We start from the raw sequence: 17,828 nt of genomic DNA, 5'->3' as shown, positions 1-17,828 counted from the left end.
TGATTAGGGAGATTCTACGTGATTACTTATTTCTCGTAGCCGATTTCAGGGCAAGCTCAATGAAGAATGCACGTGCGTCCGGCATGATCGGGAGTTGATCGAGACAACTGATGGCAGTATCGATATATGCACGGATAAGCTCATGGATTCTGTCGGGAAGTCCAAGCCGGTCATAGACCTCACGTACACGGCGGATTTTCTCTTCCGGATTTTCGTTGTTTCCGATAAGTGATCTGACTGTACCTGTCTCGTCCTCCTTCAGTGCCATGATCAGCAACCAAGTCTTTTTATCGTTGAGAATGTCGCCACCGATAGCCTTTCCGAACGTTTCGGGATTTCCGTAGGTATCCAAGAAATCATCCTGAAGCTGGAATGCGAGACCGAGATTCACACCGTAGTTGAAAAACTGGAGCTGAGCGTCGAACTCTGCATCCGCCATGAGCGCACCCATTCCGCATGCACATCCGAGAAGCACGGAGGTCTTGAGACGGATCATCTCCATGTACTCCTCAACGGTTACATCAAGACGTTTCTCAAAATCCATATCGTACTGCTGACCTTCATATATGTTCATCGCAGTACCGTTGAAAAGCTCAAGAGCCGAACCAAGGCGTTCGCCGGCTTTTATAGCGAGAAGCATGGTTGAAGTGGTGAGCATCGCGTCACCTGAGAGTATTGCTGTCTCCATGTTCCAACGCTTATGGACAGTAGGCCGTCCGCGGCGGACATCAGCATTATCCATGACATCATCATGGAGAAGCGTGAAATTATGGAACATCTCTATTGCAATCGCCTGATGGATCGCGGTCATAGGTTCTTTGCCCATCGCCTGACATGCTGCAAGTGTCAGGACGGGACGCAGACGCTTACCGCCGCAATCGAGCGTGTAACGTATCGGATCATAGAGCCCGGCGGGCTGTGCGGGAAGTTTCAGATTGGCTATCGCCTGATTGACCATTGCGATATACTCATCAAATTCCTTCATGGTGTTGTCTGTTATGGTTAAAGTTGTGTATTTGTGTTTGCAGCGGCCGGCGGATTAGACGCAGGTCGCTGCAATTCTTATTTGTTAATATAGTCTCTGTCAGGTTCTATAACGGTCAGAAGCCTGTTATGATCGGTTATTACCTGCGACGACGCTTTTTCTTTCCGTGGTTATTGGAAAGGGCTTCGGCGACAGTAACCTTTTTGCCTAACTCGTCTTCGCCGCTTTTACGCAGTGGTTGTCCCTTGTCATCAAGAAGGAAGAAGTCAAGCTGTTTCTTTTCAAGGTCAGCACGTGCGACCTTGATGTCAACATTATCACCAAGACGATAACGATGATTGTGACGACGACCTACGAGACAGTGGTTCTTTTCATCGAAATCATAGAAATCGTCCGCAAGATCACGCATAGGGACAAGACCTTCACAAAGATTGTCGTTAAGCTCGACATACAGTCCCCACTCGGTAACGCCGGAAATGATACCTGAGTAAGTCTCGCCGATGTGTTCCTGCATGTACTCGACCTGCTTATATTTGATCGACGAGCGTTCAGCGGTGGAAGCAAGAATCTCCATCTCACTCGAATGCTTACACTGATCCTCAAGCTTCTGGACATTCACACTGCGTCCACCTGCAAGATAGCGTTCGAGCAGACGGTGAACCATCATGTCCGGATAACGGCGGATAGGCGACGTGAAGTGAGTGTAGTATTCAAAGCCAAGTCCGTAGTGACCGATGTTGTCAGTCGTATATACGGCCTTTGCCATCGAACGTATAGCGAGGGTTGCAAGGTAATTCTCCTCACCCCTGCCCTTCACCTCGTCAAGCATACGGTTGATCGAACGGTTTATCTCACGTGGCGTACCTGATGCCTTTATCTTGTAGCCGAATGCGCGTGCGATGGAGGCAAGATCGGCAAGACGTGTGGGATCGGGCACATCATGGACACGATAGACAAATGCCTTTGGTTTCTTCTTGTCCTTTGGCTTGCCGACAAAGGTTGCAACCGTACGGTTGGCGAGCAGCATGAATTCCTCGATGAGCTTATTGGCATCCTTCATCACTTTGAAGAACACGCCTAAAGGTTTGCCTTCTTCATTAATATGAAATTTTACTTCCGGGCGGTCAAACTCAACCGAACCGTTCTCGTAACGCTGACGACGGAGGATCTTTGCGAGACCGTTGAGGGTCTGAATAGCTTCCACACAGTCACCGAGACCGGTCTCGATTACTTCCTGAGCCTCCTCGTATGCAAAACGACGGTCAGACTTTATGACGGTACGCGCGATCTTAGAGCTGAGCACTTTCGCCTCACTATCCATGTGGAAAATGACTGAAAACGCCAACTTTTCCTCATTGGGACGAAGAGAACAGATGCCGTTACACAGATGCTCCGGGAGCATCGGGACAACGCGATCGACAAGATAGACGGATGTGGCTCGCTTCTGAGCCTCACGATCGATGATAGTGTCAGGCTGCACATAGTGCGTCACATCGGCAATATGCACGCCGACCTCATAATTACCGCTGGGGAGAACGCGGAATGACAAGGCATCGTCAAAGTCCTTGGCATCCGCAGGGTCAATGGTAAATGTGAGGACATCACGCATGTCTATACGTTGCGCAATCACTTCCTCCGTTATACCGGCGTCAATCTTGTCGGCAGCTTTCTCTACTGCGGCAGGATATTTATATGGCAGACCGAACTCTGCGAGAATAGCATGTATCTCAGCATTGTTCTCACCGGCACGTCCGAGAATATCGACCACTTCACCACTCGGATTCTTGCTGTCTTCTTTCCACTCGACAATCCTTACCACTGCCTTATCACCGGTCTTTCCACCTTTGAGTTTGGCTTTGGGAATGAATATGTCGGTCGAAAGATATTTGGAATCCGTAAGAAGGTATGCGAAATGTCGATCGACCTTGAGCGTTCCGATGAACGTCTGATCCTTCTTTTCAATTATCTCTATCACCTCGGCCTCCGGCTCGGCACCACGACGGTGAGCAGCAATGTTGACACGTACCTTATCGCCGTTAAGCGCACGCATTGAATTGCGTTCGGCAACCATGATGGCCTCGCCGTCGGCATCGGTGATCACAGAATTCTTACCGTTGCTGCGGCGGACAAACACTCCGGTGGCCTCATTGCCACGCTGGGGTGATTTGTACTTACCGGGAGCTACTTCTATGATCTGTCCGTTGAAGGCCATTTCGACAAGTTGAAGCGCGATGTTCCGCTGCTGGGTTGCAGTGGTGGCCCCGATAGCATGGGCCACCTGCTTATAGTTATATGTGTTGTTTTTTTGCTGCGCGACAAATTCCTCCACCTTCTTCTCGAGGATGGCGGCACTTCGTGAACCGGCAGTTGCTTTCTTTGATTGAGCCATAGTATAAACGAGGTGTGTATGAATTGATGATTATTTTATGAATAAACGCTTGTAACGCATAAATCGTTTATGCGTCAATATTCGCGTAGTTGGCATTTGCCTCGATAAAGTCGCGTCTGGGAGCCACATCCTCGCCCATAAGCATCGAGAAAATACGGTCGGCTTCAACAGCATCACTGATCGTAACCTGTTTAAGGAGACGCTGTTCGGGATCCATGGTAGTGTCACGGAGCTCTTCCGCACTCATCTCACCGAGACCTTTGTAACGCTGCACTTTGGTTTTCTCTCCATTTATGGCAATAAACTGCTGCACTTGTGCGTCAGTCCAGCAATATTCTTCTTTCTTTCCGCGGATAGAGCACTTATAGAGCGGCGGAGTTGCGAGATAGAGATAGCCCTGCTCGATTATTGGACGCATGCGGCGGAAGAAGAATGTCATGAGAAGCGTGGCGATATGGCTACCATCCACATCGGCATCTGTCATGATGATGATCTTGTGGTAGGCAAGGCGCGAAAGGTTGATCGCCATGGGATCTTCCTCCGTACCGATGGTCACACGCATCGCACGGTAGAGACTCGTGATTTCCTGATTATCGAGGATCTTGTGATCCATAGCCTTCTCCACGTTTAGAATTTTACCACGGAGAGGAAGGATTGCCTGAAATGTGCGGTCACGACCCTGCTTTGCCGTACCGCCTGCAGAGTCACCCTCGACGAGGAAGAGCTCACAGTCCTCAGCATGACGCGAAGAGCAGTCGGCCAGTTTGCCGGGCAGTCCGCCACCTGCAAGAGGTGATTTGCGCTGGATTTTCTGGCGGGCATTCATGGCCGCATGGCGGGCCTGAGCAGCAAGGACGATCTTATCGACAATTGTACGGGCCTGTCGGGGATGCTCCTCAAGATAGTAGCGGAGAGCTTCGCTGACAGCAGCCGACACAGCACCCTGAACCTCGCCGTTACCGAGTTTAGTCTTGGTCTGACCCTCGAACTGCGGTTCGAGCACCTTTACGGATATGACCGCTGTAAGACCCTCGCGGAAGTCATCGCCCGAAACCTCGACCTTGCACTTTTCAAGGAGCTTGTTGTCCTCGGCATATTTCTTGAGCGTGGTGGTGAGTCCGCGACGGAAACCGGTCAGGTGTGTACCACCCTCGATGGTGTGGATGTTGTTGACGTAGGAATAGACATTCTCATTGTAAGTGTTGTTGTAAGTCAACGCCACTTCCACGGGAATACCCTGACGCTCGGTGTTGAGATGGATCACATCGTTGATAAGTGATTCCTTGTTCGAGTCGAGATACTGGACAAATTCGCGCAGACCGTCGCGTGAATAGAAAGTTTCAGTCTTGGGATTACCCTCGGCATCGAGCTTACGAAGATCCGTAAGGATGAGTGTGATGCCGGCATTAAGGAATGCAAGGTCACGGAGACGGTTGGCAAGTGTGTCATAATCGTACTCTGTCACAGTGAAGATTGAGTCGTCCGGGAGGAAGGTGATCGTCGTACCGGTAGTGTCGCTCTCACCTATCACCTGAAGCTCCGTGGTGGGTTTACCGCATGAGTATTCCTGCATGAATATCTTGCCTTCACGACGCACCTCGGCACGAAGATAGGTTGAAAGCGCGTTTACACATGACACACCGACGCCGTGGAGACCGCCTGACACTTTGTAGGAACCCTTGTCGAACTTACCACCTGCATGGAGCACCGTAAGCACCACCTCAAGTGCGCTCTTGTGTTCCTTTTCGTGCATATCGACAGGGATACCGCGGCCATTATCGACCACAGTGATGGAATTGTCCTTATTGATGGTCACTTCAATATGCGTGGCATAGCCTGCAAGAGCTTCATCAATAGAGTTATCGACAACCTCATAAACAAGATGATGGAGTCCCTTGAAGCTGATGTCGCCGATATACATGGCCGGACGTTTTCTTACGGCTTCAAGTCCTTCAAGCACCTGAATATTACTTGCGCTATACGCCTCTTCGCGTTCTTTGTCTTGTGACATAGTCTGATAAAATGATTTTCTCGAAATAGTTATATGTTTTCATGTCATCGCTCCTAATCCCTGACATCGGGGATAGCGGGCGTCCGACAGCTCTTTTGAGCAAACAAAATTACAAATTTTTTCGCACTCCGGCAAATGGAAAAAGCCAATAAATCCACTGTCTTGACCAGAAAAGTCTCCACGTAGGGGACTATCAATCGTTAGCCATGGCCAACGAGAGGCGATGCTCAAGCTCCGTGGAGCTCAGACGGGTGGTCAGGGTCCCGCGATGAGCGACAGAAATGTTGCCCGTCTCCTCCGACACCACAATTGCAAAAGCATCCGTCGCCTGCGAGATACCGAGAGCCGAGCGGTGGCGTAATCCGAGCGCACGGGGAACATTACGGTCATGACTCACCGGCAGGATGCATCCTGCGCTCCTTATGCGGTCATGGTCTATGATCATTGCACCGTCATGAAGCGGAGAATTTTTGAAAAATATATTCTCGATAAGCCGGGAATTGATATCGGCATCAATGATATCGCCGCTCTTCTCGTATGATTCAAGCGGCATCTCCTGACGAATCACGATCAGCGCGCCGGTCTTTGTCTTGGACATGTTAAGACAGGCATAGACAATGGGTAGTACATATTTGCGCGTATCCGATGCGCGGTCACGCTTGTCATGAATAAACAGATTCCTTAAAAACCGCCATCGCTTATGGTCGCCAAGTTCAACGAGAAACCGTTTGATCTGCTCCTGAAAAAGAATTACGAGGACGAGAAGACCAATTCCCATGAACTGATCGAGGATTGATCCGAGCAATTTCAGTTCAAGAATCTGCGACGTAAGCACCCACACAACGATAAATGCAAGCACGCCGAAGAAGATATTCAACGTGCCGCTCTCCTTCATTATCTTGTAAAGGTAATAAAGCAGAAGTCCGACAATCGCAATATCAAGAGCGTCTTTTATCCCGAAATGATCCATGAGGAAAGATGATTTTTAAAATGTTTTCATAAACAGTTTTACCGTCTGGACAGCTTCAAGAACATCGTGGACACGAAGGAAAGCCGCCCCTTGTGTAAGAGCAAATGCGTCCAACGCCACCGTACCGGCAAGAGCATCCGCCGGGTCAATATCAAGAGTGCGGGTTATCATTGATTTGCGCGAGATGCCGACCAACAATGGACAGCCAAGTGCTTCGAACTGCTGCAAGTTGCGCATCATCTCGAAATTCTGCTCCGTTGTTTTACTGAAACCAAATCCGGGATCGACAACCACATCAGCAACTCCAAGCAGATGAAGCTCACGCAATTTCACCGAAAGATCAGCAATGACATCAGCAGTAACATCGGAATAATCCGTCAGGGACTGCATAGTAGCCGGAGTGCCGCGCATGTGCATCAATATATACGGGACTTTAAGCCGTGCGACAGTTCTGAACATATCTTGATCAAGCGAACCGCCGGAAATATCATTGACAATATTCGCTCCAAGTTCTTCTATTGCGACCCTCGCGACTTCCGAACGGAAAGTATCTATCGAGACCGGGATTTGCGGATCAATAGATCTCAGCACTTTCATCCCTACACGGAGACGAGCTATTTCTTCCGCAGGATCTACGTCGGCCGCTCCGGGACGTGACGAATAAGCCCCCATGTCTATGAAGTCTGCGCCGTCAGCTATAAATCTTTCTATCCTCGATGCCAATGCATCTTCATCCATCGTGCGTGAAATCTTGAAAAAAGAATCAGGCGTGACATTGATAATTCCCATCACCTGAGGGCGGGAATACTCGCGGAGCTCACCTCCTATATTTAAGCTGAAGGGCTGAAACATGGTCTTGACTGGATATTAAAACAGCTTCGGTTAGACAGCGCGAAATTAGCAAAAATCCACGTCATATCCAAACTTATTTACCCCGGTCAAATTCTGATTGGCTAAAACGACAATACGACCTCTCCTCACGGAGAAGTCGTATCGTTGTCTTAGCAATAAGACTCTACAAACCTAACATAAAAACACATTTACTATTATGCAATTCTTCTCATATAACTAATGAATTACGCTAAGATACTAACAATCTATACTAACCCTAAAACTAAAAATATGCAATTCTGTCTGATTCGTAGTGATTACTTCGAGTTCCGGGCAGCCTGAAAACACTGCCTTTTTCCTCTCTGCATTGCAAAATTATATCGAAATCACAGCTCATGCAATATCCATGAAGCCGAATTGAGGGTATATAAATGTTGCATCACATATAACACTATACAAATCAATAATATATACCATGCAAAATTTAGCAAAAATACAAATATGTTTAGGAAATATCAGGCATTCATGTGGGTTATAGATCACCTATTGTTAACAAAACCGACCTATCATGAAACCGATTTAATGTTCATGATCATATCTTCAAAGGTATCCCTGTTGATGGCCCGGTTCTTCAGTTTATTGCGATAAGTATAGATAGTATAGACCGAATAATTTAGCATCTGTGCTATCCGCGTGCTCTCCTCGATCCCAAGGCGCATGAAAGCAACTATGCGAAGATCTGTGTTGAGTTTTTCACCTTCGCGGAGCACAATCTGCTCGTCAGGGCGCAGAAGCTTGTTGACCTCAGATACGAACTGAGGATAGATATGGAGGAAGGCGTCGTCAAACACATCATAGAATTCCTTGGATTGCTCCTCTATGAAGCGGCCCTGCTTTGTGAGTTTCAGCAGATCGTCAACCTTACCTGTAGTAATTTTGCGGTTCACCATCTTATTGAACTGGTTGAGCTTGTCCATATAGATCGAACAGAGATTCAGAAACTGCGAAATATAGACATCCTTAGTGTTATTGGCCTCCTCAAGTTTCAAGGCCATGCGATCCATCAGCTGCTTCTTCCGGTTAAGGATATAGAGCGTGACGGCAAGTCCGACCAGCAACATCGCCATTATAAGAATGACAATAAAAGTACGACGGTCAGACTTTTTAAGTTCTGATTTATAAGCACTCTCGATAATGGGGAAAATACTTGATGACTGCAACACACGCAGAGGAGCATCACATTCCACGGCCTCGGACAAGGCAGTGGAGAGATAATCGTAGGCATGATGAACGTCACCGTTCAAGTACATTATACGGCCGAGCTCCTGCAGGGATGAATTTTCAAGCGTAGCTCCGCGCGTATCAGCTATCGCTGAGAGCGCAAGATAATAGACGTAGGCATTATGCTCACCGTTCGCTTTTGAGATATCCGCGAGGAAGTGGCAGGCTCTGGCATATAGGTTGTCTTCTTCCGACACGCGTTCGAGAAGCGCGAAGAGTATGGCCTTGGCCTTGGCATATTGCTGATGAGAAAGCAGATATTCACCCTGATTCAACATGAATTTAGGCGAGCCCTCCTCTAACAGAGTCAGCAGGACGGCTTGCGAAGCCTGCGACTGCTTGATGTACTTATCATATACCTCAGGATGATTGATGTAATATGAAGCAATGTAGAAGTACATCTGACGTGCCGCATCATAATATTCCTCGCGTAAGCCCGCCGGTAGAGTCCCCGGATCAATCGATTCAAAACGGCGTGAGGCTTCATGCATGAAAGCGAGCAGAGGCAGATAAGTTGCTATCCTGAGTTCAAAACGCGTCCGTATGGAATCCTCCCCTATCGATGTGGCCAGCTCATACCCTTTGTTGTAAAATGTCAATGCGGAGTCTGTATTGAGCGCATTATAGCTGTCACCGAGCTCCAAGAATGATTCCAGACGATCTTCAGTTGAAATATCACCTGAAACCACCACGCGCTTCAAGGAATCGATGAATGCGTGACGGGCGTTAAGGTAGGTGCCTCGTTTTTCAAGTTCGGTATCAAGACGTTTAAGTATCGCATCGACATCCTTTGTCCCGATTTCATTACCGGCATAAGCGGCAACGGATGAGCAAAGGAGAAACAAACAGGCTAAAAATGAAATGAAAATATGCATCTTGGGATCAAAAAAAATGGGATATAGCAAGAAGGAGTATAGACGACCTTATCAAGGTATTATGAGATCAGGATTTTATATCCTGTGATGCACGGATACAATATAATTTTTCAGTTCCTACGGCAGTTCTTTAGATTAAATCAAGCCGGGAAACAGCGTTAGATCTAAGGGGGAGGAAAGTCGGTTGACAGGAGGGAGGAGTGGAAGTGCATTAAAGCACTTCCACTGTAAGTTTTTCATAAGCGCGATCAGCCTTGGCTCTCGCCTCCTCCACTGTGTCGGCGGTGGCAAGGATAACGGCCATACGGCGATGTCCCTTCACTTCGGGCTTGCCGAATATACGCATCTGCACTCCGGGCTCTTCAAGAACCTTTTCAAGTCCGCCCATCACGACTTCCTTACTGTCGCCTTCTACAACAACAGCACGTGAAGCCGACGGAGCGAGGAAGCGGATTTCAGGAACAGGGAGGCCTGTCAGGGCGCGTGCATGGAGAGCAAATTCGCTAAGCTCCTGCGAGATCATAGTGACCATACCAGTGTCATGGGGGCGTGGCGAAACCTCGCTGAAGATCACTTCATCACCCTTGATAAAAAGCTCCACACCGAAAATTCCGTAACCACCGAGAGCATCGGTCACCTTCCGAGCTATCTCCTGCGCCTTGGCCTTCGCAGCCGGCGTCATGGCCTGTGGCTGCCAAGAATAACGGTAGTCACCATCAACCTGAATATGACCGATAGGCTCGCAGAACGATGTGCCGGCTACTGAACGCACAGTAAGAAGGGTGATTTCATAATCGAAATTCACGAAGCCCTCGACAATGACACGACCAGCACCTGCGCGTCCGCCTTCCTGTGCGATTTTCCATGACTTCTCTATATCATCGGCTGACTTTATCACACTCTGGCCGTGACCGCTCGACGACATGATAGGTTTCACGACACAAGGAATACCCACGGACTCCACAGCGGCCTTAAATTCTTCAAAATCCGAAGCAAAACGGTAGGGTGAAGTCGTGACGCCAAGCTCCTCGGCTGCAAGACGACGGATACCCTCACGGTTCATTGTCAGCCATGCTGCCTTGGCTGTCGGGGTCACATTCTGACCTTTCTCTTCAAGTTCCACGAGCACGGGGGTGGCTATGGCTTCCACTTCCGGGATGATATGGTCAGGTTTTTCCTCTGCAATAGCAGCTTTCAGAGCTTCAGGATCAAGCATGTTGAACACGCGGCAGCTATCCGCCACCTGCATTGCAGGAGCGTTGGCATACTTGTCGCAGGCAACAACCTCGACACCCATACGCTGCAGTTCAATAGCTACTTCCTTGCCTAATTCTCCACTTCCGAGAAGCATGGCCTTGCGGCCGCTTCCGGTCCATTTACTTCCTATTTTTGCCATCAGTGATTAATGAAATGATTGGTTATTGATGATTACTGCCTGACTTTCCGGTCCGGAATCATCTTTGATTGACTGCTGCAAATTTAAGTATTTTTTTTCAAGTAACCGCTCAGGACACAAAAAATGGAGCAAATTCAGAGGAAATACGTGCGGCGAGCCAATATTGAAGCCCAAGAGGTTGAATAATTCAACAGAAATCGTTAATTTTGTCCTCGAATTTTCAAAAAACCACATTAATTAAGGTAAAAATGAGAAAAAACATCGTAGCAGGCAACTGGAAGATGAACACCACCCTGCCCGAAGGCATCAAGCTTGCTGAGGAAGTAAACGCAGCCCTCAAAGGCGAGACTCCCAAATGTGACGTAGTCATCTGTGTTCCTTTCACTCACCTCGCTTCAATCAACAACGTTATTGATAAGAACAAACTCGGCCTTGGTGCAGAAAACTGCGCTGATCACCGTTCAGGTGCCTACACCGGCGAGGTTTCCGCTCCCATGGTAGCATCCACCGGTGCGACATACGTGATCCTCGGTCACTCAGAGCGTCGTCAGTACTACAACGAGACTTCCGAGACTCTCCGCGAGAAGGTGCGTCTCGCCCTTGACAATGGTCTTACTCCTATCTTCTGTATCGGTGAAGTCCTCGAACAGCGTGAGGACGGCAGCTACTTCGAAGTCGTAAAGGCTCAGCTCGAAGAAGGTCTCTTCAACCTCGACGCAGAGGAATTCGGCAAGATCGTCATTGCCTACGAACCCGTATGGGCTATCGGAACAGGCAAGACAGCTACTGACGATCAGGCTCAGGAAATCCACGCCTTCATCCGCAAGACTATCGCTGACAAGTATGGTGCAGAGGTGGCTGATAATACTTCTATCCTCTACGGTGGAAGCTGCAAGCCCTCTAACGCCGCACAGCTTTTTGCAAAGCCCGACGTCGATGGCGGTCTCATCGGTGGCGCCGCGCTCGAAGCTGCTTCATTCATGGGTATCGTGAACGCATTCTGATCATAGATCACACGATAACAACCCCGAAAATATAATCACATTCTCAAAACCGCGCGGCCTATTACCGGTCCGCTCTGACAGTGGACAGTCAAGTCCGCGCGGTTTCTTTGACACATCAACCGCACCTCAAAATCCTTATGAAAGCAATCGTATTACCACTGATGATGCTCATGGCTGCTCCGGCCGTTAACGCCGATGTAGAAGTCGTGACCATCGTTGACCATATCACAAGGGGCAATTCGAACGTGATCAACCAACCGGACAAGATGCTGCTGCGTCTCGTCCCTGTAGAGGCTGCGCCAGAGGATGACAAGGAGAAAGAGGAGGTCAACCGCCCGGTCAACGGCCGCATGGCCGGTTACCGCGTGCAGGTGTTCAGTGACACAAATGTGCGTACAGCTAAGAACGAGGCCCGCTCGAAACAGCGCGTCATATCCTCCCGCTTTCCGGCTTATCAGACATACGTCATGTACAATTCGCCTTACTGGCGATTACGAGTGGGCGATTTTAGAACGCAGAGGGATGCCAACGCTGCGGCCGAAGAGCTGCGCAAGGCGTTTCCGGCCTATAGCAAAGAGATACGTGTGGTCCGCGATCGCGTAAACGTACAGGACTAATCTGCACTGAACATACGCACACGGATCAAATTGTCCCCAAACAAACTCAAGCACAGTGAAAGAACTAAGCGAAGATACCATCAAGGAAATAGCGTCACATTACGAGGCAATCATACGTCTTCTCGGAGAAGATGTCGAACGCGAGGGTCTGATCAAGACCCCGATGCGTGCGGCCAAAGCAATGGCCTACGTAACACGCGGCTACCGTCAGGATGCCGACGAACTGATCAACGGTGCGATTTTCTCATACGAAGGCTCACGCATGGTTGTCGTCAAGGATATAGAATTTCATTCTCTGTGTGAGCATCATATCCTCCCCTTCTTCGGAAAAGTTTCAATCGGCTATATTCCGGATGGTAAAACTATCGGACTGAGTAAACTCGCTCGTCTCGTGGATTTTTACGCACGACGTCTTCAGGTTCAGGAACGCATGACCGCGCAGATCTGCAAGATCGTGATGGAAAAACTCGGTGCTAAAGGCGTGATCGTAATCTGTACGGGCGAACACCTGTGCATGAAAATGCGCGGTGTGGAAAAACAGAATTCTTCAACAACGACTATTGAAACCGCCGGTGTATTTGAGGAATCGGCCGCGCTCCGCGAGGAGTTTTTCAATACACTGCGTCATTAAAACTATGGCCATAGATTAACAGACCTCTTCATAGAACAGAAAGGCTTGTTGCCGATACCAACATAAAAAAATAGTATTAGAGCATTGCTATATCCCACCCATCAGGAATGCTCATAGCTTATCCATATCGGATTTTATGTCCTCAAGCTTGACAAGATTCGACACGATTGCAAATATCGTTAGACCGGCCGGGGTATGGATGTGAAGTTTTGCAGCTATGTTGCGTCTGTGGGTCATTACAGTATTGACCGAAACATTCATTTCCAATGCGATCTCCTTGTTGGAGAGTCCTTTAACGATACCGACAATAACCTCTTTTTCACGTGGGCTTAGATCCTTTCCCTTGTCGCTGTCTTCATCAGCCTTGACATTCCGTCGGATCACGTCGATAATTGCAGTCGCATTATCGTAAATCGAAAAACTATCATCAAACCATCTTAAAGCCGTCTTTGGCATCTGCTGCGTAAGAACGGCTATGATCTTCATGGGTGACGACGATGAGCTTTTCAGAGCATCCCACTCAACGCCGTTTATGACCGGATCGACTATAAGTATGGCCGGATGCATACGTGCGATAGCCTCCATGTAGCCATCGGGCTGCAATTCCGTGACCGTGCATGGAAGATCGGGGAGCGAACGAAGAAGTGTCCCTATCCCCGCGACCATGAGCGGAGAAGGAAGCATAAGGGCGATAGAGATATGATGACGCATGGCTGACAAACTCCTCCTTTCCTTACCGGCAATGTTCGATCCGCGAGATCATGGGAACGAGAATATCGTTTTCGATTTGCGCATGTGACTTGAGATCCTGCTCGCAGTTATAGATGTCCACCAAGGCATCATACATTTTAAACGGCATGGAGGTGGAATAATAGCGCAGGATTATATTTTTAAGTTCCGAGAGTTTTTCCTCAATCTCATCGTCATGCTGTCGGCGGAACACATCGATGCTGTAGTCCGTAGGTGTGCCGGACGCAAGCGCACGGACGTAAGGGAAGACTACCCCTTCCTCGTAACTGAAATGTTGTTTTACGAGCGAGGTATAGTCATCGAAAAATTTGATTATTATCGGATTGATGTCACTGTGACCCTCATCGAGCGCGGTAAGCAAATTGGCCCTTATATGGGGAAGTTTGTAGGAGAGATAGTACTCATGGGAATTGTGAAGGAAATAGGCCACATCGGCCGGGCTCACGTAAGGTAGCGTAAGCTGATCTATCTCTCCGCTTAGGAGGAAATTGACCACCAGCAGGAAAGCCTCGGTATTTATGCCGGAATCCTCGCAAAGTTCGGCAATGGTCTTATGGCCGAATCCCAACGGGAGAGAAAAACGGCTGAGGACAGTGAGGACGTTATAATCATATTCGATCAAATCGACCACACTGTCCTCGGCGGTAAACAGACGGTTTATTTTCACTTCTCTTCGCTTTCAGGTGCAGATTTCGGAGCAGCCACCTCTTTTTCGGCAAATTCAGTGATGCCACCTTCAAGAAGTTGGTTGTACCATGTGAGAAGTTTTTTGATGTCGGAGGTATAGACGCGATCGCGGTCGAAATCAGGGAGGATCTCGGCGAAATACTCGCGTACAGCCTCGTCATTACCAATGGCCTTGATATCTACAGGCTGACCGTTGCTCTTAGCTTTGACGCTTTCAAGAACTGTCGGTAAGGGTATATCATCCTCGACTGTATAGATAGAAATATCGCCGAGAGAGATCACCTTGTCATGAGCGTAGGCGGGAGTACGCTTCTTTGTCGTGATGGATTCAACGATGAGCATATTTTTGCCACGGTTGACAAGACGGTATAGACCGGGACGGCCTGCTATTGCAAGTATGGTTTTAAGCATGGTTTTCGATAAATAAATTTAATTTTATTATTTAAGCGAGGGCAAAGATACAAATTTTATAACTGGCTTCCAAAAATTTTCATACCGACTGTTATGTCTGGCAGTAATCGGAATTATGCCAAGGCATACTGCTCGGATTTCTTGAAACGGGCGAGCTGCCAGCCTACCATGACAGCTGTAACGACGGTTGCAATTACGTCAGACGTAGGGAATGCCGCCCATACACCATCGAGTCCGTACTCCGAAGGCAAAATCAGAAGAAGGGGAATAAGGAAAAGCACCTGACGGGTAAGCGAAAGGAAAATCGAAGCTGAAGCCTTGCCGATGGACTGGAAAAGCGTTGTCGCGACAATCTGGAAACCAACCACCGTAAAAGCGAGCAACGAAATGTGGAGACAGCGTGATGTCTCGGCAATAAGCCCTGCATCGGTCGTGAATGCACGGCCGATATAAGCCGGCATCGTAAGTCCGATTATCTGACCAGTCGTCACTATAAGCGTTGACACCCCTACAGCCAACCAGAACGTCCGGCGGAGACGATGGATGAGTCCTGCTCCGTAATTATATCCTATGATCGGCTGCATTCCCTGACAGATACCAACAACAACCATGGTCATAAGCGAGGTATAGGTCGTGAAAATGCCGGCGGCAGCCACCGCCGTATCACCACCGTGGGCGTAAAGCGTCTTGTTAATGATAACGTTTATGAAGCAGGCAGCCGCGTTGACAAGCGATGGAGCTGCACCGATCGACAGCATCGGCACAAACACACGCATTCGTAAACTATACATAGTCTTATCCTGGAGGAAATGCAGAGTGCTCGACTTTTTGAAAAAGTGAGACAGCACGAAGAATGCCGAAATCCCCATAGATATATCTGTTGCAATAGCTGCTCCCTTGATCCCCATCTCCAGATAATATATGAAAATTGGAGCGAGCAGTAAATTCGAGAGCGCACCTATGAACATCGTGACCATGGCCCGCACAGGGTAGCCTGACGCTCTCATGAAATTATTGAACGTGAAAGCGAAATTGGTCATGAACATGCCCGGCAGTATATAGAGCATGAAATCCCTTGCATACGGGAGTGTCACCTGACTGGCACCGAAAGCAAGAAGAATATCGTCAATGAACACAGCAAAAACCGTAAGATAGCAGCATATTATCAACGAAAGGAGAACAAGCGCATTGCCGAGGACAGCCTGTGCCCCCTTATGGTCTTTAGCACCGAGAAGTATGGATATTCTTGCCGCGCCACCTGCACCGATGAGCACACCGAGAGCGGCCGACAGATTCATCACCGGAAACGTGATCGCAAGTCCGGCTATCGCTTCCGGCCCTACCCACTGCCCGATAAAAATACGGTCAATAATATTGTACAATGACATCACGAGCATACCCACGACTGCAGGCAGACTGTATTTCCACAGAAGCCTTCCGACAGGGGCTTCACTCAGCTCTTTGAGGTTTTTGGATTGTTTTGTAGCAGATTCCATCAATACAAAATTACTAAAATTAGAGATGCAGGGGCTTTTTTTAGCAAACTTTAGCGTTTGTTTAAGATATAAATAGTAATTTTGTGAAATAGACATCAGTTGGACAGTTATGAAAGCAATTATACTTCTGTTTGCCTCTCTTTTCGCCCTTTCAGCCCACGGTGCGGTCAACGATCTTGACATGTTCGGGCTCAAAGGGGCAGTGGATTCCATCTGTATAATCATGGATGACGCAGGTCTCGAATGGCAAACCGAATTTACATTCGATGAGGATGGAATGCTCATTGAGATCGACGGTTCGGAGGTGGAGTGTACCCGTGACAAACAAGGCCGCATATCAAGCATCACAGTTGAAGATGCCGTGGAGGATAATGAGGATGAGTTTACGACTATCGAAATGAAACTCACGTATGACAGTGCCGGACGCGTCATAAAGGTAACTGCTACATCCCAAGGCGAAAGCTGGGTACAGAATTACCGTTATGACTCCAGAGGCCTCCTCAAGGAGCATGACTATGACGGTGCGGATCAGGATGAGGCGCAGAAATATGAATATCTCGAATTTGATGCTCATGGAAACTGGACTCTCCGTCATGAGAAACTCGAATCAATGGATCAGACCATAGTACAAAAACGTAATATCACTTATCGTAATTAAAATCAATCGCAGACACTAAGTTATGTCAATGTTTAAAATCGTAGAGAAAGAACACTTCTCGGAAAATGTGGTAAAGCTTGTAGTGGAAGCCCCGATGATAGCGCAGTCGCGCAGGCCGGGCCATTTTGTCATTGTCCGCACAGGCGAAGGTGGCGAGCGTATCCCCCTCACTATCGCTGATGCAGATCTGCAACGCGGGACTATCACACTCGTCATTCAGGCTATAGGTGACAGCACACGCAAGATATGCGCGCTCGAACCGGGTGATTGTTTCACAGATGTCGTCGGACCACTCGGACAGGCTACGCATATCGAGAAAGTAGGCACAGTGGTGTGTTGCGGAGGCGGCGTAGGTGTAGCCCCCCTACTCCCGATCATCAAGGCAATGAAACAGGCTGGAAATCGCGTGATCTCCATCCTTGCCGCCCGTACATCCGAGCTTATCATACTTGAAAACGAGGTGGCGGAATTCAGCGACGAAGTGATTTTCATGACCGATGACGGCTCAAGGGGACAGAAAGGTCTTGTCACTGCAGGTGTGGAAGCCGTTATCGAACGCGAAAAAGTTGATCTCGTAGTGGCTATCGGCCCTGCGGTGATGATGAAATTTGTCGCGCTTACCACAAAGAAACATGACGTCCCGACAATGGTATCGCTCAACACGATCATGGTCGATGGAACAGGTATGTGTGGAGCTTGCCGCGTGACTGTCGATGGCCAAACTAAATTCGTATGTATCGACGGCCCGGAATTCGATGCACACAAAGTGGATTTCGACGAAATGATCATGCGCCTTAAGGCTTATAATTAAAACAACACCTTTCTTTTGGAGAAAG

General features: G+C 48.5%; 16 protein-coding genes. 5 read left to right on the top strand and 11 right to left on the bottom strand.

What is annotated here, in order from left to right:
* Nucleotides 1-22: 22 nt before the first annotated feature.
* The 7 genes from K2G41_RS01095 to purT all read right to left on the bottom strand — a co-directional run bounded on the left by K2G41_RS01095 (nt 23) and on the right by purT (nt 10,738).
* Nucleotides 23-985 (bottom strand): polyprenyl synthetase family protein, encoded by a 963-nt coding sequence (locus K2G41_RS01095; RefSeq protein ID WP_300113196.1) that lies wholly within the window; start codon nt 983-985, stop codon nt 23-25.
* A gap of 139 nt (nt 986-1,124) precedes the next feature.
* Nucleotides 1,125-3,374: a ribonuclease R gene (gene rnr, locus K2G41_RS01090; protein ID WP_300113193.1), complete on the bottom strand. Its 2,250-nt coding sequence runs from the start codon at nt 3,372-3,374 to the stop codon at nt 1,125-1,127.
* 67 nt (nt 3,375-3,441) lie between these two features.
* Entirely contained in the window at nt 3,442-5,385 is a 1,944-nt protein-coding gene (gene gyrB / locus K2G41_RS01085) for a DNA topoisomerase (ATP-hydrolyzing) subunit B (protein ID WP_300113190.1), read from the bottom strand.
* Between the two features lie 193 nt (nt 5,386-5,578).
* Entirely contained in the window at nt 5,579-6,355 is a 777-nt protein-coding gene (gene cdaA, locus K2G41_RS01080; RefSeq protein ID WP_300113186.1) for a diadenylate cyclase CdaA, read from the bottom strand.
* A 15-nt stretch (nt 6,356-6,370) separates the two neighbouring features.
* A complete protein-coding gene (gene folP / locus K2G41_RS01075; RefSeq protein WP_300113184.1) occupies nt 6,371-7,207 on the bottom strand; it encodes a dihydropteroate synthase in 837 nt (278 codons plus the stop codon).
* A gap of 545 nt (nt 7,208-7,752) precedes the next feature.
* Nucleotides 7,753-9,312, bottom strand: coding sequence for a DUF6377 domain-containing protein (locus tag K2G41_RS01070; RefSeq protein ID WP_300113182.1), 1,560 nt, complete (start codon nt 9,310-9,312; stop codon nt 7,753-7,755).
* Nucleotides 9,313-9,553: 241 nt separating this feature from the next.
* On the bottom strand, nt 9,554-10,738 hold the full coding sequence (purT, locus tag K2G41_RS01065; RefSeq protein WP_300113179.1) for a formate-dependent phosphoribosylglycinamide formyltransferase: 1,185 nt from the start codon (nt 10,736-10,738) through the stop codon (nt 9,554-9,556).
* A gap of 248 nt (nt 10,739-10,986) precedes the next feature.
* On the opposite strand from purT, the gene tpiA reads away from it, so the two are divergent.
* From tpiA to folE, 3 genes are all read left to right on the top strand, one after another.
* Nucleotides 10,987-11,742 carry a triose-phosphate isomerase gene (tpiA, locus tag K2G41_RS01060; protein WP_300113176.1) on the top strand — a complete coding sequence of 252 codons (756 nt, stop codon included), beginning with the start codon at nt 10,987-10,989 and terminating at the stop codon, nt 11,740-11,742.
* 137 nt (nt 11,743-11,879) lie between these two features.
* Nucleotides 11,880-12,359, top strand: a complete 480-nt coding sequence (locus tag K2G41_RS01055; protein ID WP_300113173.1) for an SPOR domain-containing protein — start codon at nt 11,880-11,882, stop codon at nt 12,357-12,359.
* A 55-nt stretch (nt 12,360-12,414) separates the two neighbouring features.
* Complete coding sequence (gene folE, locus K2G41_RS01050) at nt 12,415-12,990, top strand: GTP cyclohydrolase I FolE (RefSeq protein WP_300113171.1); 576 nt, start codon at nt 12,415-12,417, stop codon at nt 12,988-12,990.
* Between the two features lie 111 nt (nt 12,991-13,101).
* Here the strand turns inward: folE and K2G41_RS01045 are convergent, their stop codons facing one another.
* The 4 genes from K2G41_RS01045 to K2G41_RS01030 all read right to left on the bottom strand — a co-directional run bounded on the left by K2G41_RS01045 (nt 13,102) and on the right by K2G41_RS01030 (nt 16,334).
* A complete protein-coding gene (locus tag K2G41_RS01045) occupies nt 13,102-13,701 on the bottom strand; it encodes a LuxR C-terminal-related transcriptional regulator (protein ID WP_300113168.1) in 600 nt (199 codons plus the stop codon).
* Nucleotides 13,702-13,723: 22 nt separating this feature from the next.
* Entirely contained in the window at nt 13,724-14,407 is a 684-nt protein-coding gene (locus tag K2G41_RS01040; protein WP_300113165.1) for a hemerythrin domain-containing protein, read from the bottom strand.
* Entirely contained in the window at nt 14,404-14,838 is a 435-nt protein-coding gene (locus tag K2G41_RS01035) for a DUF5606 domain-containing protein (protein ID WP_300113162.1), read from the bottom strand. Before K2G41_RS01035 ends, K2G41_RS01040 begins: the two co-directional genes overlap by 4 nt.
* Before the next feature lie 113 nt (nt 14,839-14,951).
* Entirely contained in the window at nt 14,952-16,334 is a 1,383-nt protein-coding gene (locus K2G41_RS01030; RefSeq protein WP_300113159.1) for an MATE family efflux transporter, read from the bottom strand.
* A 109-nt stretch (nt 16,335-16,443) separates the two neighbouring features.
* Here K2G41_RS01030 and K2G41_RS01025 point away from each other — a divergent pair, with 109 nt between their 5' ends.
* On the top strand, nt 16,444-16,992 hold the full coding sequence (locus K2G41_RS01025; protein WP_300113156.1) for a hypothetical protein: 549 nt from the start codon (nt 16,444-16,446) through the stop codon (nt 16,990-16,992).
* Nucleotides 16,993-17,020: 28 nt separating this feature from the next.
* Nucleotides 17,021-17,803 (top strand): sulfide/dihydroorotate dehydrogenase-like FAD/NAD-binding protein, encoded by a 783-nt coding sequence (locus K2G41_RS01020; RefSeq protein ID WP_300113261.1) that lies wholly within the window; start codon nt 17,021-17,023, stop codon nt 17,801-17,803.
* Nucleotides 17,804-17,828: the final 25 nt, after the last annotated feature.

It is taken from the genome of Duncaniella sp., from assembly GCF_029056165.1.
Taxonomy (GTDB): Bacteria; Bacteroidota; Bacteroidia; order Bacteroidales; family Muribaculaceae; genus Duncaniella.
Note: the sequence above shows the minus strand (reverse complement) of the source record. Positions and strands in the feature narration are given on the sequence as shown.